At 52.3% G+C, this 26494-nt stretch carries 21 protein-coding genes and 1 tRNA gene; 3 read left to right on the forward strand and 19 right to left on the reverse strand.

What is annotated here, in order from left to right; translation table 11 throughout:
- Positions 1-212 precede the first annotated feature (212 nt).
- The 3 genes from ABD852_RS07200 to ABD852_RS07210 form a co-directional block, all read right to left on the reverse strand.
- Positions 213-458 (reverse strand): hypothetical protein, encoded by a 246-nt coding sequence (locus ABD852_RS07200; RefSeq protein ID WP_345027558.1) that lies wholly within the window; start codon positions 456-458, stop codon positions 213-215.
- Positions 452-637 carry a hypothetical protein gene (locus ABD852_RS07205; protein ID WP_345027559.1) on the reverse strand — a complete coding sequence of 62 codons (186 nt, stop codon included), beginning with the start codon at positions 635-637 and terminating at the stop codon, positions 452-454. Before ABD852_RS07205 ends, ABD852_RS07200 begins: the two co-directional genes overlap by 7 nt.
- Positions 638-750: 113 nt before the next feature.
- Positions 751-2487, reverse strand: a complete 1737-nt coding sequence (locus ABD852_RS07210) for a tetratricopeptide repeat protein (protein ID WP_345027561.1) — start codon at positions 2485-2487, stop codon at positions 751-753.
- 255 nt (positions 2488-2742) lie between these two features.
- Between ABD852_RS07210 and ABD852_RS07215 the strand changes: the two genes are divergently transcribed.
- Complete coding sequence (locus tag ABD852_RS07215; protein ID WP_345027562.1) at positions 2743-3057, forward strand: rhodanese-like domain-containing protein; 315 nt, start codon at positions 2743-2745, stop codon at positions 3055-3057.
- Positions 3058-3122: 65 nt separating this feature from the next.
- Here the strand turns inward: ABD852_RS07215 and ABD852_RS07220 are convergent, their stop codons facing one another.
- The 16 genes from ABD852_RS07220 to ABD852_RS07295 all read right to left on the reverse strand — a co-directional run bounded on the left by ABD852_RS07220 (position 3123) and on the right by ABD852_RS07295 (position 24602).
- Positions 3123-3929 carry an endonuclease/exonuclease/phosphatase family protein gene (locus ABD852_RS07220; RefSeq protein ID WP_345027563.1) on the reverse strand — a complete coding sequence of 269 codons (807 nt, stop codon included), beginning with the start codon at positions 3927-3929 and terminating at the stop codon, positions 3123-3125.
- 89 nt (positions 3930-4018) lie between these two features.
- A complete protein-coding gene (locus tag ABD852_RS07225; RefSeq protein WP_345027564.1) occupies positions 4019-5002 on the reverse strand; it encodes a Gfo/Idh/MocA family protein in 984 nt (327 codons plus the stop codon).
- A gap of 92 nt (positions 5003-5094) precedes the next feature.
- Complete coding sequence (locus tag ABD852_RS07230) at positions 5095-6624, reverse strand: ADP-ribosylglycohydrolase family protein (RefSeq protein WP_345027565.1); 1530 nt, start codon at positions 6622-6624, stop codon at positions 5095-5097.
- A 96-nt stretch (positions 6625-6720) separates the two neighbouring features.
- Positions 6721-8550 carry a RagB/SusD family nutrient uptake outer membrane protein gene (locus tag ABD852_RS07235; RefSeq protein WP_345027566.1) on the reverse strand — a complete coding sequence of 610 codons (1830 nt, stop codon included), beginning with the start codon at positions 8548-8550 and terminating at the stop codon, positions 6721-6723.
- Positions 8551-8594: 44 nt separating this feature from the next.
- Positions 8595-12125 (reverse strand): SusC/RagA family TonB-linked outer membrane protein, encoded by a 3531-nt coding sequence (locus tag ABD852_RS07240; protein WP_345027567.1) that lies wholly within the window; start codon positions 12123-12125, stop codon positions 8595-8597.
- A gap of 197 nt (positions 12126-12322) precedes the next feature.
- Positions 12323-13327 (reverse strand): FecR family protein, encoded by a 1005-nt coding sequence (locus tag ABD852_RS07245; protein WP_345027569.1) that lies wholly within the window; start codon positions 13325-13327, stop codon positions 12323-12325.
- Positions 13328-13495: 168 nt separating this feature from the next.
- Entirely contained in the window at positions 13496-14092 is a 597-nt protein-coding gene (locus ABD852_RS07250; RefSeq protein WP_345027570.1) for an RNA polymerase sigma factor, read from the reverse strand.
- Positions 14093-14266: 174 nt separating this feature from the next.
- Positions 14267-15043: a glycosyltransferase gene (locus tag ABD852_RS07255; protein WP_345027571.1), complete on the reverse strand. Its 777-nt coding sequence runs from the start codon at positions 15041-15043 to the stop codon at positions 14267-14269.
- Positions 15027-15995, reverse strand: a complete 969-nt coding sequence (locus ABD852_RS07260; protein WP_345027572.1) for a D-2-hydroxyacid dehydrogenase — start codon at positions 15993-15995, stop codon at positions 15027-15029. Before ABD852_RS07260 ends, ABD852_RS07255 begins: the two co-directional genes overlap by 17 nt.
- Positions 15968-16786 carry a hypothetical protein gene (locus tag ABD852_RS07265; protein WP_345027573.1) on the reverse strand — a complete coding sequence of 273 codons (819 nt, stop codon included), beginning with the start codon at positions 16784-16786 and terminating at the stop codon, positions 15968-15970. The genes ABD852_RS07260 and ABD852_RS07265 overlap by 28 nt, the downstream gene beginning before the upstream one ends.
- Positions 16787-16800: 14 nt before the next feature.
- The gene (locus ABD852_RS07270) at positions 16801-17577 is read right to left on the reverse strand and encodes a class I SAM-dependent methyltransferase (protein ID WP_345027574.1); all 777 of its coding nucleotides are present in this window, start codon (positions 17575-17577) and stop codon (positions 16801-16803) included.
- 1 nt (position 17578) lies between these two features.
- Positions 17579-18310, reverse strand: coding sequence for a class I SAM-dependent methyltransferase (locus tag ABD852_RS07275; RefSeq protein WP_345027575.1), 732 nt, complete (start codon positions 18308-18310; stop codon positions 17579-17581).
- Positions 18311-18367: 57 nt separating this feature from the next.
- Positions 18368-20044, reverse strand: a complete 1677-nt coding sequence (locus tag ABD852_RS07280) for a DUF6044 family protein (protein WP_345027576.1) — start codon at positions 20042-20044, stop codon at positions 18368-18370.
- A 204-nt stretch (positions 20045-20248) separates the two neighbouring features.
- Positions 20249-21529 carry an adenylosuccinate synthase gene (locus tag ABD852_RS07285; protein ID WP_345027577.1) on the reverse strand — a complete coding sequence of 427 codons (1281 nt, stop codon included), beginning with the start codon at positions 21527-21529 and terminating at the stop codon, positions 20249-20251.
- Between the two features lie 102 nt (positions 21530-21631).
- Complete coding sequence (locus ABD852_RS07290; RefSeq protein ID WP_345027578.1) at positions 21632-22126, reverse strand: Fur family transcriptional regulator; 495 nt, start codon at positions 22124-22126, stop codon at positions 21632-21634.
- 211 nt (positions 22127-22337) lie between these two features.
- Positions 22338-24602 (reverse strand): RelA/SpoT family protein, encoded by a 2265-nt coding sequence (locus ABD852_RS07295; RefSeq protein ID WP_425568779.1) that lies wholly within the window; start codon positions 24600-24602, stop codon positions 22338-22340.
- Positions 24603-24784: 182 nt separating this feature from the next.
- Between ABD852_RS07295 and ABD852_RS07300 the strand changes: the two genes are divergently transcribed.
- Both ABD852_RS07300 and ABD852_RS07305 read left to right on the forward strand, forming a co-directional pair.
- Positions 24785-24866 (forward strand) — tRNA-Leu (locus tag ABD852_RS07300).
- 181 nt (positions 24867-25047) lie between these two features.
- Positions 25048-26385, forward strand: coding sequence for a trigger factor (locus tag ABD852_RS07305; RefSeq protein ID WP_345027580.1), 1338 nt, complete (start codon positions 25048-25050; stop codon positions 26383-26385).
- The last annotated feature ends 109 nt before the right edge of the window (positions 26386-26494 follow it).

Consider the following 26494-nt stretch of genomic DNA (forward strand, 5'->3'; position numbering starts at 1 on the left):
ATCTCCCGCTCCCTGCACCTAATCCATTTCAGAAGACTTTTTTATAGCAACAGGAGATCCTTCAGTTCCACTGCGTTCCATTCAGGATGACCATCCGGCAGATGCGCTACCATTGACAACAACAGGTTTGGCGCCGCACCAACCGGAGGGTCATCCCGACCGCAGCGGAGGGATCTCCCGGTCCCCGTACCCAATCCTTTCAGAGGACTTTTTTATAGCAACAGGAGATCCTTCGACTCCGCTGCGCTCCGCTTCAGGATGACCGTCCGGCAGATGCGCCTACCATTGACGACAACAGGTTTGAAGCCGCTCCACCCGGAGGTCATCCCGACCGCAGTGGAGGGATCTCCCGGTCCCCGTACCCAATCCCTTTTAGAGGACTTTTTTCTTGCAACAGGAGATCCTTCGACTCCGCTGCGCTCCGCTTCAGGATGACCGTCCGGCAGATGCGCTACCATTGACGACAACAGGTTTGGCGCCGCACCAACCGGAGGGTCATCCCGACCGCAGCGGAGGGATCTCCCGGTCCCCGTACCCAATCCCTTTTAGAGGACTTTTTTCTTGCAACAGGAGATCCTTCGACTCCGCTGCGCTCCGCTTCAGGATGACCGTCCGGGTGGTAGCCTCCGGCTACCATTGACTTCCATTAACAACATCTATTTGTCATTTCTATTCCAAGGTATTTTGGTAAAAAACTTCTTTCTCGGGGTGACTGGGTAGCAGAAACGGGGAACCTCCTTTCCACACTACTTATTCACCTATACCGGATAACCCGTTGATTTTGGTATCCGCAAATCGCCAGGATTCATCAAAAGCCTTTTTGACTACCGCAGCTTCGCCGTTTTTCTTCTGGGCGAGCAGCGCCTTATAGAGGCCAGCCAATGCCCAGCCATTTTTCTTCCAGTGTAGTAAATCCTGCCGGTAGACGCGTTCGGCTTCGGCGTTTCTGCCGGTCTTGAGCAGAACCTCGCCCAGGTGGTGCCGTACCGAAAAAAACCAATCGGGCGGCTCGTTGTAGTTCAGGTTGTCTTCTACCCGAACGGCTTCAGTGAGCAGTACTATGGCTTTGTCGGGCTGGTTTTTCTGCGCAGCAATACCGGCAGAAAGTACTTTGGAGGCGATCCTGACGAGATCTGCGGTCGTGTTGATGTTCCAGATCGTCAGGTGCTGAAGGGTGGTATCGGCCGACAGGATCGCCAGGGAGTCCATTTCAGTTTGGGCCGATGCCAGATCGCGCCGGCCGACGGCGGCCATACCCCGGGCATAGTGCCAGACCGCGTTCGGGTATACCAGGTCGCGGTCTGGTTTCGGGAGCGCGGCAAGCTGATCCCACATGGCCAGCTTTACCGCCACGTAATACGGGATGGAGTAGTAGTGCTGCAGAGTACCCCAACCCTGTATACGCATTATGGACTGCGCGGTATGCTGCTGTACCTTGAGCGCGGCCTGCCAGGCCAGTCCGGAGTTTCCCTCCAGGGTAGCTGTGGCAGCCAGGAAATGATAGTTGTGAGGGAAATACGTAAGCGGGTATACCCCCTGAGCATGGCAGGTTGTGGTATAGCTGCTATCGGCTGCTACTGCCCGCAGGTTGGCCAGCGAGCCCAGGTGATAGTCGCCGGTATTGATATAAATATGGGAGGGCATGTGGAGCAGGTGCCCGGAGCCGCGTACGAGCGTATCTAACAAACCTGCTGAAGCCAGGGCTTTCTCAGGCGTTGCAGAGGCTTCCATGGCATGGATATAAAGGTGGTGGGCGCCGGGATGTCGCGGGTTCTTTTTGAGCAGGTCTTCCAGCACTGCTACCAGCGGCGGGGTCCAAGGTTTTGGGGCCTTGGTCTGTTTTTCATAAAGGTCCCAGGGGTGCTGGTCCATCAGCGACTCTGCGTATAATGCGCCCACGTCCGGGTCATCCGGGAACTGCGCATAAACTTTTTTCATGGCATTGGCGTAGGCGGCATCCAATAACGACCTGTCGGCAGGCGGCTCCCCGACGTAGCGCTCCATAAGGGCCGCGATTAAAGCTTTTTCCTTCGGCGTCGCATGAGTTGCGAGCCGCCTGGCTGTATTGGCTGATTTCCACGCCCGCAGAAAATTTCCATCTTCCATACCGCCATTGTAATTGGGGCCGAGCACATAGGCAAATCCCCAATGCGCCATGGCACAGGTAGAGTCAAGCCTGATGGCCTCATAGAAAGAACGCGCTGCTTCTGCGTGGTTGAATCCATAGGCCAGCATGAGGCCCTGGTTGAAGTAGGCCTGGACTTCTGGACGGGTGGTAGTAATCCTGAAATCCAGTCCACTCAGCCCGTCCAGCATCGGGGCCTTTTTGCCGGAATGGTACCAGGCAGTGTCAGAGGTAGCAGGAGTAGCGCAAACGGCGATCGCGTTGCCATCAGAACTGGCACCAGTTTCCTGACCGCCCCGTTCCCTGAAACAGGCTGACATCAGGAATGCAGAGCATGCAACGTAAAAAAGGCTAAGCCTCATAGTAGTAGATGGTTGGTACGGGATATACTGCCGGTCCGCTCAGTGGCGTTGAAACAAATATAGATTGTTTTGTGTCTGATTATGAGAAAGTTGTATGTTTTTTACTGACCGGTCGGACCGGATCCGGCCTTACAGGCATAGAACGAGAACCGGGTAGGACCTATAATATGGAGTAATGTCACGCTGTGTAACATTAGTAGCGGATCAGGGCGGGTTGAATCTGTAAATTTGCTTCAACAAAAACCAGTTAAAGACATGTTTAGTTTTTTGAAAAAGTTGTTCGCCTCGCCGGATCAGGCGCTTCTTAAAGAAGCTGTCCGAGAAGGGGCTCTTTTAGTTGACGTCAGGAGCCCGGGAGAATTCGCGTCAGGGAGTGTAAAGGGAGCGGTTAATATCCCGCTCGGCAGCATTGAAAAGGAAATAGACCGGTTTAAAGGTAAGCGTAGCGTGGTGGTGTTTTGCGCAAGCGGTGCGAGAAGCGGAAGCGCCAGGAAAGTGTTGGAGCGAAACGGGATTCAGAATGTGCTGAACGGCGGAACCTGGCGAAAAGTCGGGGCGGTCGTGGCCTGAGTAATTGAAAAAGGTTAAATAAGCCTATTGCTGCGACTCAAATTGCAGGTTTTGCGGAGGGTTTCTTATTTTTTTCTTTCCAGTTCCACAACCAGCGGAAGGTGATCGGACGCATGGTGTTCAGCTACGACATCATAACGCCTTACCCGCATTTTTTTTAACGCAGCGGGGTTCAGCATTACGTAGTCAAGCGTGCGTTGCGGCTGATCGGCGGGAAAGGTGGGCGCGCAGTCCGAACAAAGGAAGGCCACTTCTTTTTCCAATGTTCTGATGACTTCGTGATTGCGCTGCATATTGAGATCCGCCCCGAAAATGACGGGCATTTTCTTCTTCTTTTCCAGGATTTCATTTACCCGCAAAACCTGGAGCAGGCGGTCCTCGTTCTTCATGTGGTCGAGATGGGCCGTCATAAACCCGATTTTCATCCCGAGCGCTTTTACCACCACCAGGCCGCAGCCCCTGATTTCGCCGTCTGATCCCGGAGAAACGGGGAGCCTGTAGCTTTCTGCCGACCTGATGGGGAAGCGCGACAGTATGGCAACACCATAGTCGCCGCCGCTCCGGTCAACCGCTTTCACAAAATGGGCATGCATCCCGGTCAAACGGGCCAGCTCAAGGGCCTGGTGCGAATTTTTTCCCGATCTTTCGGTATAGGCATCTACCTCCTGCAGTGCCACCAGGTCGGGGGCTTGGCGGTTGATAACGTCCGCAATACCTTTCAAATCTGTATAACCCCATCCTTTTGCAGGCGGACTGGCAATCCGGATGTTGTAAGACATCACCTTCAGCGTTTTGGGCATGCCGCCGCCTGCCTGCGCACCGAGGTCCGCAACCGACAGGGCTAACACCGCCAGCATTACTATTGTTTTCATTTTTAAAAAAGTAATAAAAGCAAGCGGCGAAGCACAACCTCACCGCTCACCGCTCACACCTCACACCTCACACCTCAAGACTCACCCCTCTATATCTTAACCATTGCGCCGTTTTTCCTGCGGCTTTTATCGGCTGCTTCCATAAACGCAAACATTTCCAGTGTATCGGCGGGGGCTACCGGCGGTGTTCCGGTATCGAAAAACCGGACGATCTGGCGAACGAGCTGGTTGTAAGCCGCGTCTGAAAAAGGCCCCAGCGGAGCTGTCCCTTTTTCTCCGAATGCTGTTCCGGCGATGCCCACCGGCCATTTCCTGATGCCGCGGACGGTACCAATCCTACCGTCTTTCCAGACACCGGTAGTCACGTCTGCTTCGTCGGTGTAAAGCCTGGAAACTTTCTCACATCCCGGCCCCATCACCGCATAGAGCATTTCCAGGCCATGAATGGCGTACCACGCCATGTCCAGGTGCTCCTTTTCCAATTCTGCAGGCGTAAAGACATCGGCTCCTATCACGCGGCCAATGCTGCCGCCGGCGACTTTGAGGACATTGGGGTCAAATCTAAGTGAAGAGCTGGAGAAGAAAGGGACCGCGTTTTTCTCGGAAGCAGCCAAAATGGCTTTTGCCCCTTCCAGGGATACCGATAGTGGCTTATCAATGAAAACGCGTTTTTTTGCTTCAAACACTGCCCGGGCTTGCGCCAGATGCGACTGTCCGTGAATAGTTTCGAGCAATACGGCATCACATTCGCTTAAAAGCGCGTCCATGCTGTTTACCAATTTTACTCCGAGCCTGGTGAGTGCTTCTGAAATGGACGGCGACAGTTTCAGCACATCCTTATTGGTAGGCGGATGATAGGCTACTGTGACGCGGTATCCCAGGCCGTCCGCTCCGAGCGCGTTGATCATCCTGGCAAAAGCTTCGCTGTGAGAGGTATCCAGACCGATGATCCCGATGCGTTTGCCTGTTGGTACACCCTCTGAATAGGTCCAGGCCGGGGTGGCGCCGGCGAGGCCGATTCCCAGCGCCGCGGCTGCTTTGATAAATGACCTTCTGTTTTGTGAATTATCCATTTTTACTGACTCTGATTTCGTAGGTTATTGAGGCAATTTCGGTAGAATAAGCCGGTAAAGGAAGTATTGGCGGGCGCCCCGGCCGGTTGATGTTAGTCATGCCTGATGCCTTCCCGGGGTTTGTTACTGTAAATCAGGCAGTCAACGGCGTGCAGCTGATAGTCTTTTTTCGGGTCGGTAATTTTGATTTCCACCCGGTGCCTGCCGCTTTCCAGCCGGTAGCGCCAGAAAAGTTCGGTACGACTCTTTTTCGGGTCTGTCGGGAAATTGGCCTCTTCGACTTTTTTACCATCCACAAAAAGCGCCGCACGTAGAACGTCGTGGGGCGTATCGGGAGACTTCCTGCTTACATAGCCACGGATTACGAAGCCAATGCCTTCGACCTCAAGTTGAAAGTTCTCTCCGAATGTCTGTCCGATTTTCTTTATTTCTGAAGGATAGTGACCTCCGAAATTCTCCTCGAAGGGTACCGTTTTTGCCTTTTGTACAGGAATTCGGACCGTATTGCCGTCAATTCGGCCGCCCTGGTCGGTGATATTGGCCAACGCATGCCGAAAACCCAGCTCGTATACTTTCTCCAGTGAAAGGTCCGTAAAGCTGAAGCTGCGTTTTTCCGCCTTTTTCAGTGGAGTGAGCCAGTATTCCGGAATTCCGGAATACCCTTTCATGACACCCAGTACGCCCGCGGCGGTAGCGGGGTTACAGTCCGAATCCTGGCCGAGGCGCGTTGAAATTTCCAGTGTTCTGGTAAAATCTCCCCGGCCGTACAGCAGACCGGCCACAACATAGGCAGCGTTGATTTTAGCGTCGATATTCAAAGGGTGAAACACGCCGTTAGGACACCCCGTATCTTCGCTCCACTTTTTCTGGATTTCAAACCAGGTTTGTTTCCAGTCGTTCGGATTGGCTTTGTACCAGGCAATTACATCCGAAACGCACCGGTGAAATTTGCTTTGCGGAGGAATGGCGGCAAGTGCCTCGGTTACAACCGTCAATACGTCATCATGTAAAAAAGCATGGGCATAGAGATTGGCAACATATACACCGCCGTAGAGCCCGTCGCCGGAATTCATGAGCCGTCCCAACCTGTCGGAGATTTTTGTGGCTGCCCGGGGCATCCCCGGGCTCATCAGCCCGGCGAAATCAGCCTCTATCTGGAAATCAATGTCATCGGCATGGGGGTTATTGAGCCAATGCCCGGCCTTTTCCGCCGGGAGGCCCTGCTGCAAATTGTACCGCCCGGCCTGGTTGGCGTGCCACAACTCGTATTGTTTACCGGCGAAGGCAACTGCAAATGAATCGAGCGGGGCGTTGATGCCGAGCCGTTCAAATACTTCCACAAATGTGAGGTCCACGTAAACGTCGTCATACAGCCCGGGGAAAACCGTCATGGCCTCATTGACGTAATCGTCATGCCAGCGAATTCGCTCGTAGTCCTGGATATAGGTACCCTGGTAAACGAATTCCGACGGCCATCCGAAGGTTACGCCTATGGTTTGTCCTGCCCAGCCGCCTTTAATTTTGTTTAACAATTCGTCCCGGCCGATGGACCGGAAGTTTTGTGAAAAAATTTCGGCACAGGAAAAAATCAGTGCCAGCAGTATAGGTAATTTCTTGTTCATCAGTAATGTACGGGGTTGTGGACAAACTTCCCGTCCTGCTGCCAGGTACGGAAAGTTTGCCTGCGGGGAAATTACTTTTCCCGCTTGAGTGTGTGATTATTTCCAGAGGGGGTGCTGCACCAGGTTCGGATTCACCAGAATGTCCTGGTTGCTGACTGGTTTGTAATAGTATTTTTCAGGGAAACTGAAAATGCCGTTCTGCGCTTTAATGCGGATAAACCCTTTGTCGCCTTCTGTCAGCTCAAATGGCGAGGCATTCAGTTTGTATTCAAAAATTTCAACACCCGGAAACTGTTCGCGCACTTTGTCGAACCCTTCGCCGTTTTGCGATATGTAAAATTCGGGTACGCCATCTCCGGAGATGTCTACCGCACCGAGCTGGCTGATATAGCTACCCAGGGGAGCCACTGCTGCGAGCTGTCCTGCCTTCCAGCGCCTGAGGTCGTTCAGCCGGAGGCCTTCACAGGCCAATTCAACCCGGCGTTCGCGGCGAATCTCCAGGATGGCGCCTTTCTGAGGAGAGGTGACATTGGTATATTTGGCCGCTAACCTCGGGTCGGTGCTTGCAAGCCATTCGCTCAGCACGGGCGCGGGCATGCCCACGCGGTCGCGCAGGGGTTTGATGGCCTGGTCAAGGTCTGCTTGGGTGAGCTCACCCAATTCGGCTTTTGCCTCGGCGTAGTTGAGGTAGATCTCTGCCAGCCGGTAGACAGGATTGTCTGTATGGCCTCTTCCGCCGCCGAGATCGATCTGGTCGGCGTCGGTGGGGTAGGACTTCACCTGGGGGTAACCACCTATGTTCCAGTTAGGGTAGGCGATTTTGGGGTTGCCAGGCATTTTGAAGCCGGGTTGCATAAAGGTTTGATTGAGCCGCGGATCCCTGTTTTTGAATACTTCCCAGTACGCCATTGTCCGGTAGCCCGCAATTTCCTGGAAAGGTACGGCCTCCCCGGCTGCCGTCAGTGCAAGGTAGTCTTCCAGGAGGTCGCGCGACAAACCGTGGTTCTCATTGAAAACAGTTTTTTTCAGATTGGTAATACCTTCGGCCAGGCTGTACTCCCTGATGAGAATCATTTCGGGGTTCGACGCCAGAGATTCGCTGTTGAACATCGCTTCATAGGCCCGTTTCCGCTCTCCGGCCGCATTGGTCCTGAAAATTGAAAATACGTTGGCGTCAATGAGCTGTCGCGAAGCATCCCTTGAAATTTCAAGAAAACGGTTGCCGTCGGCCAGGCCCAGTTCCGTGCGGTACTTCCTGGTGGTGCCTTCTTCCAGCGCAATACGTGACAGGGCGGCTAATGCCGCATATTTGGTAAGCCTGACCTTTGAAGTTTTTCCGTCAACGGAGGGCTTGATATGGTCAACCGCAAATTTCAGATCAGCCAGGACCGAGTCGACAACAACGGCACGCGGATCCTGCTTTTTGTACAGCAGGTCGGTATCGGTGGTTTTCAGGGTACGGCCATACCAGGGTACGTCAGAATACTGGCGTACCAGCTCATAGTAGTGAAGTGCCCTGAAAAAGCGGCCAATTCCGACAAAATGGTTGATATCCGCCGCGGAACCCGTGGTCTGGTGGGTACGTTCCAGCATAAAATTGATGGTACGCAAACGGTTCCAGTGCCCTGACCATTGTTCAACATTGTCCGGGTTTACTACACCGCGCATGAGCTTATAGGCGTACTCATTGTCAATTGCGGTGGCTACCACGTTATCGGACCCACGGTCGTTTACCGGGTCGACCAGGTAGGTATAAAACTGGTTGGAATATATTTCGAGGTCATTGGGGGTGGCGAAGAAAGCATCGGCCGTGATTTCGGTTTCCGGGAGGACGTTCAGGAAAGCGTCATCGCAGGCTGCCAGCGAGATCGAAGCCAGCACTGTCGTTGCCAGTGCATTGTTCCGAAAAAACTTATTAACATTCATAACAGTATTTTTACAGGTTGCATAGGAGTGCAACTCATTAAATTTTAGAAAGTTACGTTTAGGCCGAAAGAGTAGACACGCTGCAGCGAGTAAGCAATTCCGCCCCCATTGGTGCCGCGGCCGGCGAGCTCGGGATCAACCTGGTAAAACCGGGGCAGCTTGCTCCAGGTGAACAAATTGTCACCACTGGCAAACAGGCGCACGCGGCTGAGACCGACGGTTTTGGTAAGGTGAGCCGGCAGTACATAACCGATTGACATATTTTTCAGGCGCATATAGGCTGCATTTTGCAGGTAGCGGGTTTGCTCCACCGCCATTTCGCGGCCGGCTGTACCCGCAATGGCCGGTTTGAGGCGCGGGTAAAATGCGTCGGTGCGCTCGGGTGTCCAGTGGTTGTCGCGCATATGGGGTGTGAGGTGTGTCCACTGCACAGCATAATAGCTGAAGAATTCGTAATCAACGTTCATCCCCGAATAGGTGGGATAGAAGTTGCGTTTCCCGATTCCCTGGAAGAATAGGCTGAGGTCAAAGCCTTTCCACTCGCCGAAGAGGTTCAATCCGAATGCATAGCGCGGTTCTGTATTTCCGATAACCGAATAATCTCCGTGATCTTTCAGCGTCCATTGCCCCCTGTCAACCTTTCCGTCGCCGTTGAGGTCAGCGAATTTCAGGTCGCCCACTTCCAGCGGATAGGCGTTGGACGATACCTGCGATTGATTGGCGTGCGCATCCAGTTCGGCCTGGGATTGAAAGTAGCCTTCCGTGGTAAGGCCCCAGATTTCCCCGATCCTTTTACCGACATAAAAATCGTTCAGGGTGCCTGTGGCATTCTCGAACCTGGTGATTTCAGACCGGTTGTCGGAGAGCACCAGGTTGGCGCCGTAGCGGAGGTCGCTGTTATCCAGTTTGATGCGGTCCCGCCAGCCTACGTTTATTTCCCAACCGCGGGTACGGAGGTCTGCCGCGTTTTCGCTGGGCGCCGTAGCCCCGAGTACGGCCGGGTAAGTCCTCGCTTTGGTGAGCATATCTTTTGTATCCCTGATGTATACATCGCCTGAGAAGGTAAGCTTATCGCTCAGGAAGCTCAGGTCGAGGCCCAGGTTGCGGGTAATGACGCGTTCCCAGGTATAGTTGCCTGATATTAATCCCGGCGCAGCGATGGTCATAGGCCTCGTGCCGTCGAGCATGGCGTTAAGCCTCGAAAAGCCCATGGTGGGCAGGTAGCCGAATACGCCGGTGGCCTGGTTGGCAAGCTGGCCATAGGATGCACGCAATTTCACGTGGCTGACTGTGGGTTCCAGAAAGCGCATGAACGATTCGTTCGACAATACCCACGCCGCAGAAGCGGAGGGGTTAAATACAAACCGGCTACCTTTCGGAAAACGTGAAGACCCGTCGTAACGACCGTTAAGTTCAAGGATATATTTGTCGTTAAAGATGTACCCGAGGCGGGCAAATCCGCTGCGCATTGCCCATTTGGTTACACTTTCCTGGAGTGAGATGGTCCCGGTTGCGAGTTGCGGTGTGGGGAAGGTGGGCGTAACCAGGCCGGTCCGGTCCAGGAACAGGTATTGGTTGCGGAACGACTCCTGGCTGTACCCGGCCATTGCGCTGATGTTGTGTTTCCGGGCAAAGGTTTTGTTAAAATTGGCATAGGCGTCCATGTAGATCTGGGTTCTGGGCGCTGTAGCCCTGGCGGCCGTATTGTTGCTGCCCCAGATGTACGGAAGACTCGGACCCCGCTTGTACGGGAGTGAAAAATCCCCGTACTGGTTGGACATGGTGTTGTTGGTATAGGCGAAATTCCCCTGGAGATCCAAGACATCTTTGAGCACGCTGATTTTGGTATTCATTGAAGTCTGGAAAAGGTTGTTCGTAGTGGTAGCCTCGCCGCCGTCGATGAGTTTTCCGACGCTTTGAACTCCCCCGGACGACCAGGTGCCTTCCGGATTTTTAACGGCCTCATAGCTCCCCATGGTTTGAGAGAAGAATAGGAAAGAGTCACCGAAAGCACTAGGGCGGGCGTAACTGTTCCGCATAAAGCTGGTATTGTTACCGACCGTCCACCAGTCGGTGACCTTGAAGTCCAGCTTGCTTCTGATGTTGTAGCGGTTAAAATCTTCGCGGGCCGGCTTCAGGATACCGTCCTCGTACTGGAAATTCCCGGAGAGAAGGTAGTTGACGCGATCGGTTCTGCCCGATACTTCAATACCGTGCTGGGTAGAAAAGGCATGCTTGCCGAAGATTTCATTGTACCAGTTCGTACTTTCGAAGTAGGTCCATGAACCGCCGAATTCCATGAATTTGGGCAGCGAAGGGTCTTGTCTCACTTTTAAGGCATATTCGAGCACATGTGCTCCGAATTGATAGTCGCCCATCTGGTTGGAGTACCAGAAATTGGTATAGGGGTCTTCTACAATTTCGGGCCGGAAAGTAGGCTGCTTGAATACGAAATTGTTGTTGTAGGTAATTTGCGGTTTTTCAGTCTTCCCCGATTTGGTCTTTACCAGGATCACTCCGAACGCAGCCCGGGAGCCATAAATAGCAGCCGAAGCGGCATCTTTCAGAACGCTTACGTTTTCGATGTCCTGGGGGTTCAGGTTATTAAGGGCGGCGGCGTCCATAATAATACCGTCGATCACTACCATGGGGCCTTCATTGCCATTAATGGAGTTGTAGCCGCGAATGTTATAGCTGGGCGAGGAATCCGCCCGGCCATTGCCGACATTGACGGTGAGGTTGGCTACGGTTCCCTGCAGCGCCTGGCCCACATTCATTACCGGCCGGTTTGCGACCAGTTCTTTGGGGGCGGTAGCAACGGCTCCTGAAATGTTTTTTCGTTGCTGGCTGCCGTAGCCGACTACCACGAGCTCTTCCAGCGTCTTTTGGTCCACGCTAAGGGAGACATCGACCCGGGTCCGGTTACCTATGGGTATCTCCTGTGGTATATAGCCAACGAAAGAGAAGATGAGTACCGCCTTTTCATCGGGGATTTCTATATTGAAACTGCCGTCTGTACCGGAAATAACGCCATGGTTGGTTCCTTTCAGTATAATGTTCACACCGGGCAGACCTTCACCTTTTTCGTCGGTAACCTTGCCGGATATGATGGGGCCGGCAGCGGGCTCACTGGTAGTTACTTCCGTAATTTCTTGATTTTCTGCCACCTGCCGTCCGTTTGGGATGGTCTTTTTGGTGATGTATACAATATTTCCCGAGCCTGTATACGTTAGCTGCAGCGCACCTAGCGTGCGGTCCAGGATCTCCGATACGGGGTAAGTCCCTTTTGCCAGTGTGAAGCGGGTGGTCGCGTCTACCTGGTTTTCCATAAATGCGAACCTTAACTGGGTTTGCTTCTCGATTTTCCGGAACATTTCCCGGACTGATTCGTTTTTCAGGCCCATCGAGACTTTCACCCCGGCAATGGACTGTCCGCCGGAGCTATGCGCCATCAGCAGATGGGCACAGGTAAAGAGAATGAACAAATAGGACAACCCAACACGCATAGCAAATTTGAGCTCGGATTGATAGGAGGAAAGCACATACCTTCCCCAATCGATAAAAATTTTATACATTTATCAGACGTTTTTATGAAACCCAATGATTAAAAACGATACCCGCTGATTTTGCCAAATCGAGAGGTATGAAGCCATCCGGTTGCCGCCGGCTGGCTTTTTTGATTTTTGATAGTCCTTTATGTTTTTGTCATATTTCCCGGTTAGAAAAAAGTGTTATTAAATTCAGGGAGTTGTGTCGTGTACCCGCCGCCTGATCAGGAGCAGCTCCCGCCCTCGACGGTTACCTGCGAACCATGGGTTTTATAAGTGGCGCCCATCAGCTCCGAAAGGATTTTCATCACCACGTCGAGGTTTTCATCATTCAGGAAAGACGCCGTTACACGACATTCCAATACTTCCGGGTTTGAGAAGAGCAGCTCCACGCCGTACCGCGCTTCGATCAGTGTCTTGATTTCTGCCAGGTCTATGTTGTCAAAAACCAGGCAGGCATCCTTCCATGCCAGCTCTTCAGCGCTTTTTACTATTTCAGATTTATAAACCTCGGTTTCCGAATTGACGGTGAGCTTCTCCTCGGGTTTCAGCTGTTTAAAAACACCTTTTTTTCCGCTTACTTCGACCAGTCCGCGGGTAACAGTCACCACCACCTGCCCTGATTGCCTTTTGACGTTAAAGGCGGTGCCCAGGACTTTCGTTGTAACTGACCCCGTGACCACACTGAAGGAGCTTTCCGGGCGGTGTTTGACATCAAAAAAAGCTTCGCCGTTAAGAAAGACCTCCCGTTGCCCTGTTTTAAAAGCCCCGGTTGAATAGCTAAGCTCACTTCCTTCGTTCATCAGGACGCTGCTGCCATCCGGGAGCTTGGCAAATTGTTTTCCTTTTAGTACAATTTGTTCGTCAATGGCGTCAGGTTGGCGGTGTGTGACGGCTAAATTCTCACGGTTTTCCCGGTCTGTGGCAAACCAGGCAGCGAGCGCCACCGCCACGACGGCTGCAGCCGCCCAGCCGATCCATCGACGCGGGCGGGATTTTGCTTCTGCAGGCCGGTTACCCAGTATGTTGGCGATAATTTCACGGTGGACAGGCAGCGGTAGCACTTCCCGTTTGTGATTGCCTGAAAAATCTTTGTCGACCCAGGCTTTGAAACGTTCGCCAAAGCCGTTTTCCACCAGCCTGTGGATCTCTTCTTTCTCAGGGCCGGTTGCTTTTCCAGCCAGATACAACTCCATAAGCCGATCAAATTCCTTGTTTTCCTGAGTCATCAGCCGTTGTTTGGTATAAAAGGTAAATACAGGGAGAAAAGCTCCTCTTTATTTACAGTCCGGAAAACGAGGAGGAGGGGGCAAAAAAAAGTAACTTTTTTTTCAGGAACGGTCGTAGGGAGGCCTACCGGCAGGACAGAGGACGACCGGGCTGCGGCAGGAGGTGAATCAGCGGATTCCGAGAAATACAAGGATGGCCAAAAGCGGCTCGGCAGATAAAAATGGTTCGAGCCTCATCCGGATGAAGCGGAGGCTACGTTTCATGTGCGCTTTGACGGCAAGGGGCGACAGGTTCATTCTGTGGGCGATATCCTGGTGACTCAAACCGTCTTCCTTCGCCAGCCGGAAAATTTCACGCTGCAGATCGGGCAGGCTTTCAAGCGTCCTGGTGAGCACTACCTGGTACTCCCGGTCGCGAAGCAAACGTTCTGTTGAGTTTTCGGCATAGTCACGCCGGAGAAGCTCCTGTTGAAGTTCCTCAAAAGCAGACTTCATGCGGAAGACGTCATACACCTGCTTCCTGACCATACCTTGTAAGTAGGCTTCCAGGTTCAGCACCCCGGTCAGTTTTTCCCGACGCAGCCATATGTCCATAAAAACGTCCTGGACTACCTCCTGGGCGGATTCTTCCGAGCCGAGAAACCGTAGGGAGGTGCTGTATACCCTGGGACTGAAATGGTTGAAAACGCGGGCAAACGCAGATTCGCTTCCGCCGGCTAACTCCCGTAAGATTTCTTTTTCGTCTTTTAATGGGTTTTTCGACATGAACTGGAAAACGAACGCAGCACCTACTCACATGAGACTGCAAAACTATAAATCACGTCGCTTAAATACAATTCCGGTAGTGCTGTTCATGAAAACTTCACAGGTTGATTAGCAGCGTTTTCCGGTGGGCAAACCAGTGGATATAACGTTTTCCGGTAGCCGTACCGGTCAGGATCAGGGGTTATTTTCCGGCGTCTTATGAAGTGGCGTATATTCGGTTATTTCACTGTTCCACCACTTTTCGATATCGGCTGCAGTCGTTTCAACAGGAAGAAAAAGGGTCCTGAAGAATGCTTTTGCCACTTGCAGGCGTTTTTTGAACGTATAGGAAGTTTCGTTTTCCGGATTCCGCGTTCTTATGAAGGGTACCGAGCCGGTTTTCAGGCGGAAGCGGGCGATCAATCCCATCAGGTAGGGGCGATGGGGGAGGAAGTCCGCGAACGCGCTGCAGCTTTGTTTTCTCATAACCAGGTACAATCCGGCTTGCCTGGGAATTCTTCCTGCAGAAAAGAGGAAAACCACCGACTTGAAAAGAAAAGAGCTCAGGTGCCGCGCCGGGGACTCGTAGGTACCGGACCGGGCCGCGAAAACCACATCAATGCCGGTCGATAGCCCCCCGAGCAGGGCAGGCAGAAGCTCGGGGGAATCCTGCAGGTCGGCGTCCATAGTGGCCACAAGCGGGCAGGAGGCGGCTTTTATCCCGCAGAGCAGGGCGGTGCTCTGGCCCTTGTTCGTGTTTAAGGAGAGGATACGAAACGGAATGACAGGTGGTAATTGACGCAAAAGGGCAAGTGACTGGTCGGGGGAGGCATCGTTGACGTAAATTATCTCCCCGGCGCCTATCTCATTCAGTACCGCGCCTAGCCTCGTATGGAGCTCGGTCAGGGTGGCGGCGCTCCTGTATACCGGGATCACTACACTGATGGCTGTCGGGTCAGTATCCGCGCGCATAATCTACCTGGTGAAGTAACGGCTGTCCGCCGATGTAGCGGGCCAGGTTGTTTTCAAAAAGCGCAAACCACTTGAAATTGGGGCCTTCAAGACTGCGCGCTACATGGGGGCTGACGATAATCTCGGGGATTGTCCAGATCGGGTGTGCGGATGGGAGCGGCTCCTGTTCGAAAACATCAAGGGCAGCCCCGGCAATGAAGCGGTTCCGGACCAGGTCCGCCAGCGCGTCATCGTCAAGCGTACCGCCGCGGCCTATGTTGACTACGAAGGCGGTTGCGGGTAATTTCTCCAGTTGTGGCCGTCCGACCAACCGCATGGTGCCGGCAGTTTTGGGAAGGCAGAGCACCAGTAAGTCTGTAAGCGGAAGCTGTTCCTCCCAGCTGTTGCGGCCGAAAATTTTAATTTCCCCGTCTTCGCTGTCGTGGGATTGGTTCCTGACCGCCGAAACGCGCCCTCCGAATGCCGTCAGGTACCCGGCTATTTTTTGGGCCAGGCTGCCCCAGCCCAGAATGAGACATCGGCTACCCTCGAAATCGCGGAGCCGGTGCCGCTGCCAGGAGTGCCTGAGCTGTTCGTCGCGCAGCAGGTGCAGCGAGCGGAAAAGGGATAGTACCAGTCCGAGGGCGTGCAGCGCCATCTCGTTGTCATAAACGCCCCTGGCGCAGGTGAGGACAATGCCTTTTTGCGACAGCAGGTCTTTTTGTGCCAGGATCAGATCGACACCGACGGAATTGGATTGCATCCATTTCAGCTGCCTGGCGAATGGCAGCGACTGGGTAAAATACCGGTTGCCGAGGACAATTTCAGCCTCCGGCATCAGCCGGATCGCTTCGTTTTCGCTGGTTGCTACCCGGAACTCGTAGCCGGGAGCTATACTTCTCAGCCGGTCGAGGTGATCTTCCGGCGGGTTGTACATAAGCAAAATTATGCCCTGTGCGGATGATTCTCCCATTGCCTGATCTCATTACAAAGCATTTGAAAGTCGGCCTCAGCGACTTCCGGCGCAGTGTTCCGGGCTGCTTTATAGGCTTCGCGGATTGCGTTTATGATTTCACTTACCTCAAACCTCCGGCAGTCGCTCACGAAAGTGCGCCGGAGAAAGCTGAAGTTTACGGAAAGCTGCGCGTACGCTTTGATGAGCTCGTGGCTTGTAATGGGTTTGCCGCCGGCAGGGTGGGTGACACCGCCCAGCCCGAGCGGCTGGCTGAAATGGCGCCTGATATTGGCTACCGTACCGTCTGTCATAGGATAGAACAGATTGGGAGTGGCCTGCTGGATGTGCAAGTCGTTCAGTCCGACATAGACCCGGTTCAGGGGTAGTTCCGAAAGCGCGGCCAGGCAATCGAGGGCGGCGGTAGTCTCGATCAGGATACTTACTGCGACCGCGTTGCCGCAATGGTCGAGCAGCGCTTTTACCTGCCCGGCCGACGTTACCATCGGGAGAAAAATTTCATCGGCTCCCCCTTTTACCGCCAGGTCTGCCTCGCGGAAGGTCTGGTCACCGTTGAAGCCGTTCACCCGGCAAATCAGTTTCCCCGGCGGGACCATGTGCCTTAACCGGCAGAGGTCGTCAAAAGTGTGGAGATTGATTTCCGTGTCAAAGTCTTTTTGCCTGGCTTTTTTTGCCTGGTTTTCCCAATCGACCATAATGCCGTCAACGCCGGCGTCGACAGCCGGCCGGACGAGCTTTTCGTCAATGGAAAACAGGATAAGGCCGAATTCAGAAGAGATAGGTGGATGCATGGTTATGCGGCTGTTCAATTTTTTTGGGCTATTACCATACAACTTGTTCCAAACGGGATCCGGCGCTTGCGGCGGATCATCTTTACCTCCCAGGAGAGGAGGCTGCGAAGTATTCGGGACAAACGGGGAGTAGTGGCCATATGCTCACTTTTTTTCTTTTTCGGGCTATTGGGCCGGTTGATGCCCAGCCGGTTTGGGAGTACGCGCAGCAACCACATCGGCGGCCATACCAGCGAGAAAAAGTAGGTGCTGTAAAGTGGGGTAAAGCCACATTTTACAAGCAGCCGGTCAAGCTCCTGAAGCCGGTAACGGCGAAAATGACCCAGTTGTACGTCGTTGTCCGACCAAAGGTCCTGGAAGGCCGGTACGGTCAAAATGATTCTCCCGCCGGTTTTTACTACCCGGTTGATACGCATCAGGAAATTCTCATCATTTTCAATGTGTTCCATTACGTCGAAAAAACCGACCCCCGGCACGGGGTTCCCGGGCCTGAAGTCCTCCAGCGTGGACTGGATCGTCCGGTTGATGCCGCGCTGCCGGGCATTGCTGATGCCTTGCGCATAAGGTTCTACCAGAGTAACCTCGTAGCCGTTTTGCTGAAGGATACTCGCAGTAATACCGTTCCCACCCCCGATGTCGTAGAATTCTTTTTCAAAACCGAAATTTTGTATTGCATTCAGGATACAATTATTGCGGTGCTGGTACCAAAAAGACGCGTCCTCCATTTCGAAACAGACGGCATTGCCGTCGTCCGGGTAAGACACCAGCCAGTTATCTCGTTTAAGTTCCATGCTAAACTTTTTCGCCCATCACAATTTGAAAAGGAAGAAAAGGGTTGATCCCGGGTATACGTTCCAGATATTTCTCGGTAGCCTGCCCGAAGGACGTGTTGGCCACAAAAGGTGGGTAGAATCCGAACCTCTTTATTTTCAGGTTCTTCCATCCTGAAAATTGCATGGCTTCAAAGAGTTTCGATTTCGTCATGTTGGCTACGCCTTTGTCACCTTCCCAGGACATTCCGGGCGTGAAAAAGATCTGCGCATAATAAAGGGGATTAAAGGCGTTGGGTTCCAGAAAGACCACTTTTCCCCCCGGTTTGGCAATCCTGTACATGGCCTGGAAGCAGGCGTGAAGGTTGTGGAAGTGGTGTAGCGCCATAAATCCCATCACCACATCAAATTTTTCATTCAGCTCCTCCGGGGCATCGAGCACATCGGCAGCGTGCAGCTTGACCTGGTACCGGTTGTCGTTATACACAAGAAGCTGCTGGAGGAGAAAAGGGGACAAGTCCAGCCCTTCTACCTGAAAGCCCTGCCTCAACAAGTTCAGGGTGTATTTTCCCATCCCGCAGGCGATATCTATAACCTGGTCTTTCCGCTGAATGCCGGCAAACGAGACAATCTCCTGTATATGCCGCTGCACATAAGGGGAAAAGACCGGTATCATCGTTTTTTTTATGTGATGACCAAAATAGTCAAGCTGCTGGTTGTTGTGAAACTTGATATTGGAGACGACTACGCTCATGGCGGGCAGGAGGGATAAATGATGGTTGAGTTTTCATTAGATAAGAAAAGATCGGGACTAATTTACTTGATATAGCGTGAGTTTCCAGTACCGAGAAGTAAAAACCGACAGCGGGCGTAATCCGCTGGCTTCCGGTGTAGTTATAGTTTCAGCCGACAACACGTATTTGCATCCAAGGGCGGCGAGCGCAGCGCCATCGAGCCTGACCGGTCTTTGAGGAGGTGCGAGGTCTTTTGTAACGTGGGTATTGAAATTACCGTTGTTTTGTTCGTAGAGCACAATGCACTGGCTGCCCCAGGCATCAAAGAAGCCGCCCAGGGTCGGATTCCCGTCAAGTTCGGCAGCAATAATTTTCCGGAATGCCTTTTTGTAGGGAAGGGGGTAATTGGGAACATAACCGTCAATGGTATACAGACCGTTGTACTGGGCAATAGCCGGGGGAAATCCTATGCATGCCACCTTGTTTTCCGAGGGTTCACCGATTTGCTTCCTGATATCTGAAAACATGCTTTCAGCATAATAGTCTGCGTAGCGGTACAGGTGTTGATAGGGTTTGATCCGGAAAACAGGTTCAACAAAAAGTTTGTACCAGGTAGGCTGATAAGCGAAGCAGACCAGCAACTGGGCGCCTATAATAGTAAGCCGGAGACCTTTTCGCATGCGTGAGCCGAGCAGCACGAAAGTCCGGGCGGCGGCCAGGTGCCAGAGAAGCTGCAGGAAAATATGGAAACGGTCCATGCTGAACATCCTGAGCAGCCGGATTTTGTTCCTGAGGTCGACCACCGGCTCCCAGTTAAGCAGTGCTACGTAGGCACAGATAGCGACAATAGCCAGGAGCAAGAGCGTAAGCATTTTGTCGGCACGCCTGTCCTTAACCAGTAGAAAGACATAACCGACAAGAATAAACGGAAGTAGTACGGCGGTGTGAAGCGACAGCGCGACATCGATATTCCCGAAGAGGAAAAACCGGGCAAAGACCACGAGGCAAACCAGAGGCGGAAGCGGGTATCTTTGTATTTCCGTACGATGCGAGACAAAGTCCTGGCCGGCCAGCAGGTTGTCGAGCAAATTGATCCTTCCGAGGGTATACAGGATAAGCATAACCGCGGCGGCAATGAGAAGCTGCCGGACGGGGCGCCGGTTCCGGGCTTCGACCAGGATCCAGACGGCCAGAACGGCGAGAATAAAAACACCGGCGGATTGAAAGTTGGAAACAAAAGGAAATACTACAACGATTGCCCAGTTCCACCAACCAGCTTTTCGGTTGCGCAGGTTAAGCAGGGCGAAAAGAAGCAGCGGCTGCCCGGCGATACTGAGGGTCCAGGTGGGCAGGAAAGGCGTGAACGCAAACGAAAGTGAAAGAAAGGCCGCGACGAGCGCTTCAAGCCTGAAGTATTGCCGGAGCAACAGCCACATACCCAGCAGGCCGGTGAAGCTGGCCAGCAATATCTGGATATTCAGTGCCTGGAAAGTAGAGAAAACCCTATTCAGGAAAAAGTAGATATTGGAAGTATTAACGAGCACAAATTTCGGGATTCCGCCCATGATCTGGGGAATAAGGGTAGCGGGCGGGGCGTCTGCGAACCCGCCGTCGATTACCATCCGGTACCAGACCACGAAGGAATCGAGGGAATCGAAAGCATTGTAATAGGCCTGCTGCCCCAGCCACAAAAGGGGGAGGTGATAAAGCGCGAATATAACAATTACAAACGCTGGCAGAAATCTTCCGGGCATGCCTGGTAAAGGTGAAAAGGTCAGAGATGGTGAACACGGTTCCCTGAAGCCGCAGGCCAGGCTTCGGGGAACCAGGTGGTTAATATACGTATCTTTTCCGATTCCCTGCTCCGGGCGGAAACCCCGGACCGGTTGCCCGGGTGCCGGGTTTAACCAAAAAGCGCCTGTTTCAGGGTGAAACAGGCGCTTTTAACGGGTTTTCTCTCATTTGGACCGGTGAATAAGTGAATCTCTTTCCGGACCTGAAGAAATAAACGTAATAGGCAGGTTGAGCTCCTTTTCCAGGAAGTGAACATAGCTGACCAGTTCCGCCGGAGCGTCTTTAAAGTCCCTGATACCATCCAGGGAAACTTCCCATCCTTTGAAAGGTTTGTAAACCGGGGTTACCGATGCATCGCAGAGGTCGTGCGGGAGCCGGTCGGTTAATGTGCCGTCCGGGAGGCGGTAGTGGGTACAAACCTGAATTTCGTCAAAAATCGAGAGGACGTCTACTTTCATCATGATCAGCTGGGTTACGCCGTTAATCATGATGGCATATTTCAGCGCCGGCAGATCCAGCCAGCCGCAGCGCCTCTTCCGTCCGGTTGTGGCGCCGTATTCACGGCCTTCTTCCCGGATACGGTCGCCGGTTTCATCGAGGAGTTCGGTAGGGAAGGGACCGCTCCCTACACGGGTGCAGTAGGCCTTGAAAATCCCGAAAACTTCCCCGATACGGCTGGGGGCTATCCCGAGGCCGGTACAGGTACCTGCAGCCATGGTAGACGAACTCGTAACGAACGGATAGGACCCGAAATCGATATCGAGCAACGAGCCCTGAGCGCCCTCCGCCAGTACTCTCTGCCCGCTATTGAGGGCGTCGTTGATATAATACTCGCTGTCAGAGAGGTTAAATTCTTTCAGGAAGTTCACCGCGTCGAAAAAGTCCGCCTCTGATTTGGCCAGTTCTTCCGCGTACGGAAACTGGTGAAAGTCGAGTGTTACCTTGTGCGCGGATACGAGCGCCTCGTATTTTTGCCTGAAGTTCGGTGACAGTATGTCGCCGACCCTAAGACCCTGTCGCGCCACTTTGTCCTTATAGGTTGGCCCGATTCCCCTTAGGGTGGAGCCGATCTTGGAATCTCCTTTGGCCTGCTCGTAGGCAGCATCCAGCAACCTGTGCGTAGGTATGATCAGGGAAGCTTTCTTGGAAATAGAAAGATTCTTTTTCAGATCCAGGTTATAGGGCTGCAGGCCCACGATTTCCTTCCGGAATACAATCGGATCCAGCACCACACCATTCCCGATGACATTCTGGATATTGCTCCTGAAAATACCTGACGGGATCTGATGCAGCACATGCTTGATACCGTCAAACTCAAGGGTATGACCAGCGTTGGGCCCCCCCTGAAACCGTGCTACCACTTGATATTCCGGGGCGATTACGTCAACAATCTTCCCTTTTCCTTCGTCGCCCCATTGAAGGCCTAACAAAACATCTATTTTCACTCAAAAATTAGAATAGGATACCGAAAAAAGATTATTCCGGTAATCAGCCCTTAGGTTGGTTACCGGAATGACAAAAGTAATATAAGGCTACCAAGAAAAATACTAACTGGCTAATAATTCCTCTTTGTTCCCTTGTTTTTTATTTTCACAATTGCTTCTGTTGCAATTCCCGTAGAAAATCAGGGAGTGATGTGCCACGTTGAACTGGAGCATTTCGCCCACCATGCTTTGTATGGTCTGTATCCGGGGGTCGCAAAACTCAAGCACCTTCTGGCACTCGGTACAGATGAGGTGGTCGTGTTGCCTGGAGCCGTAAGATTTTTCGTACTGGGCCAGGTTCTTGCCAAACTGGTGCCGGGTGACCAGGTCGCATTCTACCAGCACGTCAAGTGTGTTGTAGACGGTGGCACGGCTAACCCGGTACTTCTTGTTTTTCATACTGATGTACAGCTCATCTACGTCGAAATGGTCATTTCGAGAGTAGATTTCTTCCAGTATAGCAAACCTCTCCGGCGTTTTCCGAAGGCCCCTGCTTTCGATATATGCCGTCAGGATTTTTTTAGCTGATTCTAAGTTGCTTGCTGTTGCTTCTGGCATCGGTCAAGTAATTCTAAAATAAGATGTGAATCTCTTTACTTACGCAAGTTTAATTAAATAAGCTGTAAAACTACTCGGGTGAGGCTTTTATGAAACGAGTCTAAATATGAAGAGGGAAATGGGAGGGTGGGAATCGGAAATCGGAAATCGGAAATCAGAAATCGGAAGTCGGAAAAGAGCGCGCTGATTTCCGACCTCCGATTTCCGATTTCTAAACTTTCTTACAATCAAACCGCGTCAGGTTGAAAACGCCTTCCACTTTTTCGAGCTTGCGCATGAGTTCTTCCAGGTGTGAGGTGTCCTGCACATAAATGCGTACGTCGCCTTCGAAAATGCCGTCCACGGTGTCGAATGATACACCGCGCATGTTGATGTTAAGTTCGTTGGAAATGATGCGGGTAACGTCATTGACCAGGCCGACGCGGTCCGTGCCGGTGATATGGATGCCGACCAGGAAGGCCTCTTCTTTTTTGGAGACCCATTTGGCTTTGATCACCCGGTTGCCGTGTTTGGACATCAGTTCTGCGGCATTCGGGCAGGTAGTCCGGTGGATTTTGATCCCTTCGTTGATGGTGACAAAACCGAATACGTCATCGCCCGAAATCGGGTTGCAGCAGACCGCCAGGCGGTAGTCAATTTTATCCATATCCTCCCCGATCAGCAGGGTATCGCCGTCTTTCTGGTTGCCGTGGAGGTTTTTCAGGTATTTGCCCAGCTCTTTTCCGTCGCTCTCGTTCCTGGGGATGAATACTTCTTCGTCTTCTTTTTTCTTTTCGCGCAGTTCGCGGTGCCGTTTGAACTTGCGCAGCTCGTCAATGTGGATGTATCCCTTGCCGATCCGGTAAAAGAAGTCCACCGGGGTTTTACTCTCAAAAAAGGCACGAAGCTGGTTGAAAGTTTCGGCATTGCTTTCGAGTCCCAGTACCTTGAGTTTTTTTTCCACCATCTGCCGGCCGTCGGTTTCGTAGCGCCGGTTTTCCTCTTTCAGGTATTCTTTGATACGGCCGCGGGCTTTCGACGTGGTTACAATGCGGAGCCAGTCTTCGTTCGGCTTCTGCTTGTTGGAGGTGATAATTTCTACCTGGTCGCCGTTATTGAGCACATAACTGATGGGGACCAGTGTGCCGCCCACCTTGGCGGCCATGCATTTTGCACCGATTTCGGTATGGATGTCGAATGCAAAGTCGAGTGCAGTGGCCCCTCGGGGGAGCACTTTGAGCTCACCCTTGGGCGTAAATACGAAAACCTCTTCGGTGAAAAGATTATTCCGGAATTCGTCCAGGAACTCTATGGCTGCGGTTTTATCGCCTTCGCCATTTTCAAGCGTTTCCCTGACGCGGTTGATCCAGACGTCGATATTGCCTTTTACTTTCGTGTCATTGCCTTTGTATTTCCAGTGTGCGGCATAGCCTTTTTCCGCAATTTCGTCCATACGGGTCGTCCTGATCTGTACTTCCACCCATTGGCCGCTTTTGCTCATGACGGTAGAATGCAGCGACTGGTAGCCGTTTGCCCGGGGTGTACTGATCCAGTCCTTGAGCCGGTCCGGGTTGGGCTTGTAATGGTCGGTGACGATGGAGTAGGCCTGCCAGCAAAGGGATTTTTCTTTTTCGTGCTCCGGGGGGGAATCCAGTATAATCCGTATGGCGAACAGGTCATAGACTTCTTCGAACGGCTTGTTCTGTTTCCGCATCTTATTCCAGATGGAATAAATGGATTTCGGGCGCCCTTTAATAATATAGCGGAGGCCGGAGTCTTCCAGGTCTTTGACGATGGGCTCCATGAAGCGGGCAATGAACCGGTCGCGGGCCACTTTGGTCTCGCGGAGCTTCATGGCCACGGAGCGGTAGGCTTCCGGCTCGGCATATTTCAGGTAGAGGTCCTCCAGTTCGGATTTGATGGCATACAAACCAAGCCGGTGGGCGAGCGGCGCATAGATATAAATCGTTTCCGATGCGATTTTCAATTGCTTGTGCCGGGGCATGCTGTCCAGCGTCCGCATGTTGTGGAGCCGGTCGGCAAGTTTGATCAGGATCACCCGTACGTCGTCGGAAAGGGTGAGCAGCATTTTCCTGAAGTTCTCCGCCTGTTGCGAGCTCCCGTACTCGAATTTTCCTGAAATCTTGGTCAGTCCGTCGATGATGGTGGCCACTTTCTTGCCGTACAACCGCTGGATTTGCGCGACGGTCATGTCCGTATCCTCCACTACGTCATGCAGGAGGGCGGAAATGATAGAGGTTGTTCCCAGGCCGATTTCCTCCACCACAATCTGTGCCACCGCTATGGGGTGGTAGATATAGGGTTCGCCGGACTTGCGCCGCATCTCCTTGTGGGCTTCCGCGGCGGTATGAAAGGCACTCTTGATAAGTTTGGCGTCGTTGTCCTTCAGGAAAGGCTTCGCCGTCCGCAATAGTTTGCGGTATCGTTTAAGGATATCTTTCCTTTCTAATTCTAAATCTTCTGCGCTGATTTCCACGTGTCCAACTAGGGTCTTTATTAGCCTGTGCCGTAATGTTAAATGATTGTGATGAAATTATCAAACCGTAAAATCGACGAAAAATTTCTTACATAAAATTAGGAAAATAAAACCAGAAGTTAATACCTTTGCACTCCAAATTCAACGGTATGGTTGTATCTGGAGCGCAATTTTAATTGTGAGCGGGCGTGGCGGAACTGGTAGACGTGCCAGACTTAGGATCTGGTGCCGCAAGGCGTGGGGGTTCGATTCCCTCCGCCCGTACAACAAGATAGGTCAGTTGCCTATCAGGAGAAGCCCTCAGGACTAGTTTTTGAGGGCTTTGTTTCTTTTAGGTTTGAGCGTTGAGGTTGGAGCAATGAGGGCATTTGTCCGGGCTTTTGCCTCATACCCGATGGTTCAAGCCTGAAAACAGTACTATTATAAACCGAATTTGTTTCAATAAATGGAAGTCCTGTTAGAGAAAAGTTCGCCTACCACCGCCGCTCTGAAGGTAAAATTGGTAAAGGAGGATTATCAGCCGAAAGTTGAGAAGAGCATCAAAGATTATACCAAGAGAGCCAGCATCAAGGGGTTCAGACCGGGCAAAGTGCCGGCGCACGTCATCACCAGAATGTATGGTAAAGGCATCCTGGTAGACGAGGTTAATCACCTGTTGTCGCATGCTGTGAGTGATTACATCAAAGATAACAAGTTGCCGGTAGTAGGAGACCCTCTTCCCGATCGTGAAAAGGCTGATGCAATTGACTGGGACAACCAGACCGAGTTTGAATTCGCTTTTGACCTTGGGCTAGCCGGTGATTTTGTAGTAGATCTTGAGAAAATCGACGGCGTAACCGAATATCATATACAGGCCGGGGATTCGGATCTTGACAAGACGATCGAAGATCTTCGGATGCGTTTTGCTGAGAATACCCACCCGGAAACTTCGGAAGACGGCGATATTATCTATGGAGAGCTGGTTCAAGGTGAATTCAGCACTAAGACTGCCATTCCGGTAAAGCGCGTGAAGGAAGATTCACGGGCGTCATTTATCGGTGTGAAAGTAGGTGACGAAATTACTTTTGATATCCAGAATACTTTTGAAGACGAGGCGGCAATCGCGCATGTAACCGGGAAGAAGAAAGAAGAGGTGGGCGAACTGGCCGGTGAATATTCCTTCAAGGTTGAAGATATTTCGCGCAATACGCCGGCGACTGTGAACGATGAATTCTTTCACAAGGTGCTGGGCTACGGCGAAGAGATTACCAGCGAAGCTCATTTCCGTGAAAAAGTAGGGGCTATTGTCCAGGAGAACTACAACCGTGAGACGGCAGCGATCCTCAGGAGAGATATTGAAGAAAAACTTCTGGAAACAACGCCTATCGAGCTGCCGGAGGAATTCCTGAAGCGGTGGTTGTTCCAGGCCAACGAAGGTAAATTCTCTGCGGAAGAGATCGATAACGAATTCGATGCCTTTGCGAAGTCGCTGAAGCTTAGCCTGATCCGTAACCGGGTGGCCGAATCGCACGAAGTGAAGGTGGAAGGCGCCGATCTGCTCGAAGAGTCCAGGAATATTATCAAAGCGCAGTTTGGTATCTATGGCGAGGAGGAGTCTATGAAAGAGACCATCGACAAGATTGCGCAGCAATACCTGGTCGATAAAGAGCGGGATAACTATCGCAAGGTATTCCAGCAGGTGTTTGACAACAAAGTATACGAGGTAGTTCGCGGAAATGTGAAGCCGGAAGCGAAAACGGTAGGAGTGAGTGAATTCGAGGGGATTATCCGTGCGGAAGTATAGGGTATCGAGCTTAGTACCTCATAAAAAAGGCGCCCCGAAAGGCAGTCGTGGTCGGAAGAAATTCCGACCTTTTTTTATGTTTTAAAGACTTTTTGTGGATCTCCTCCAG

It is taken from the genome of Ravibacter arvi (genome assembly GCF_039540405.1).
In the GTDB taxonomy this organism is placed as follows: Bacteria; Bacteroidota; Bacteroidia; order Cytophagales; family Spirosomataceae; genus Ravibacter; species Ravibacter arvi.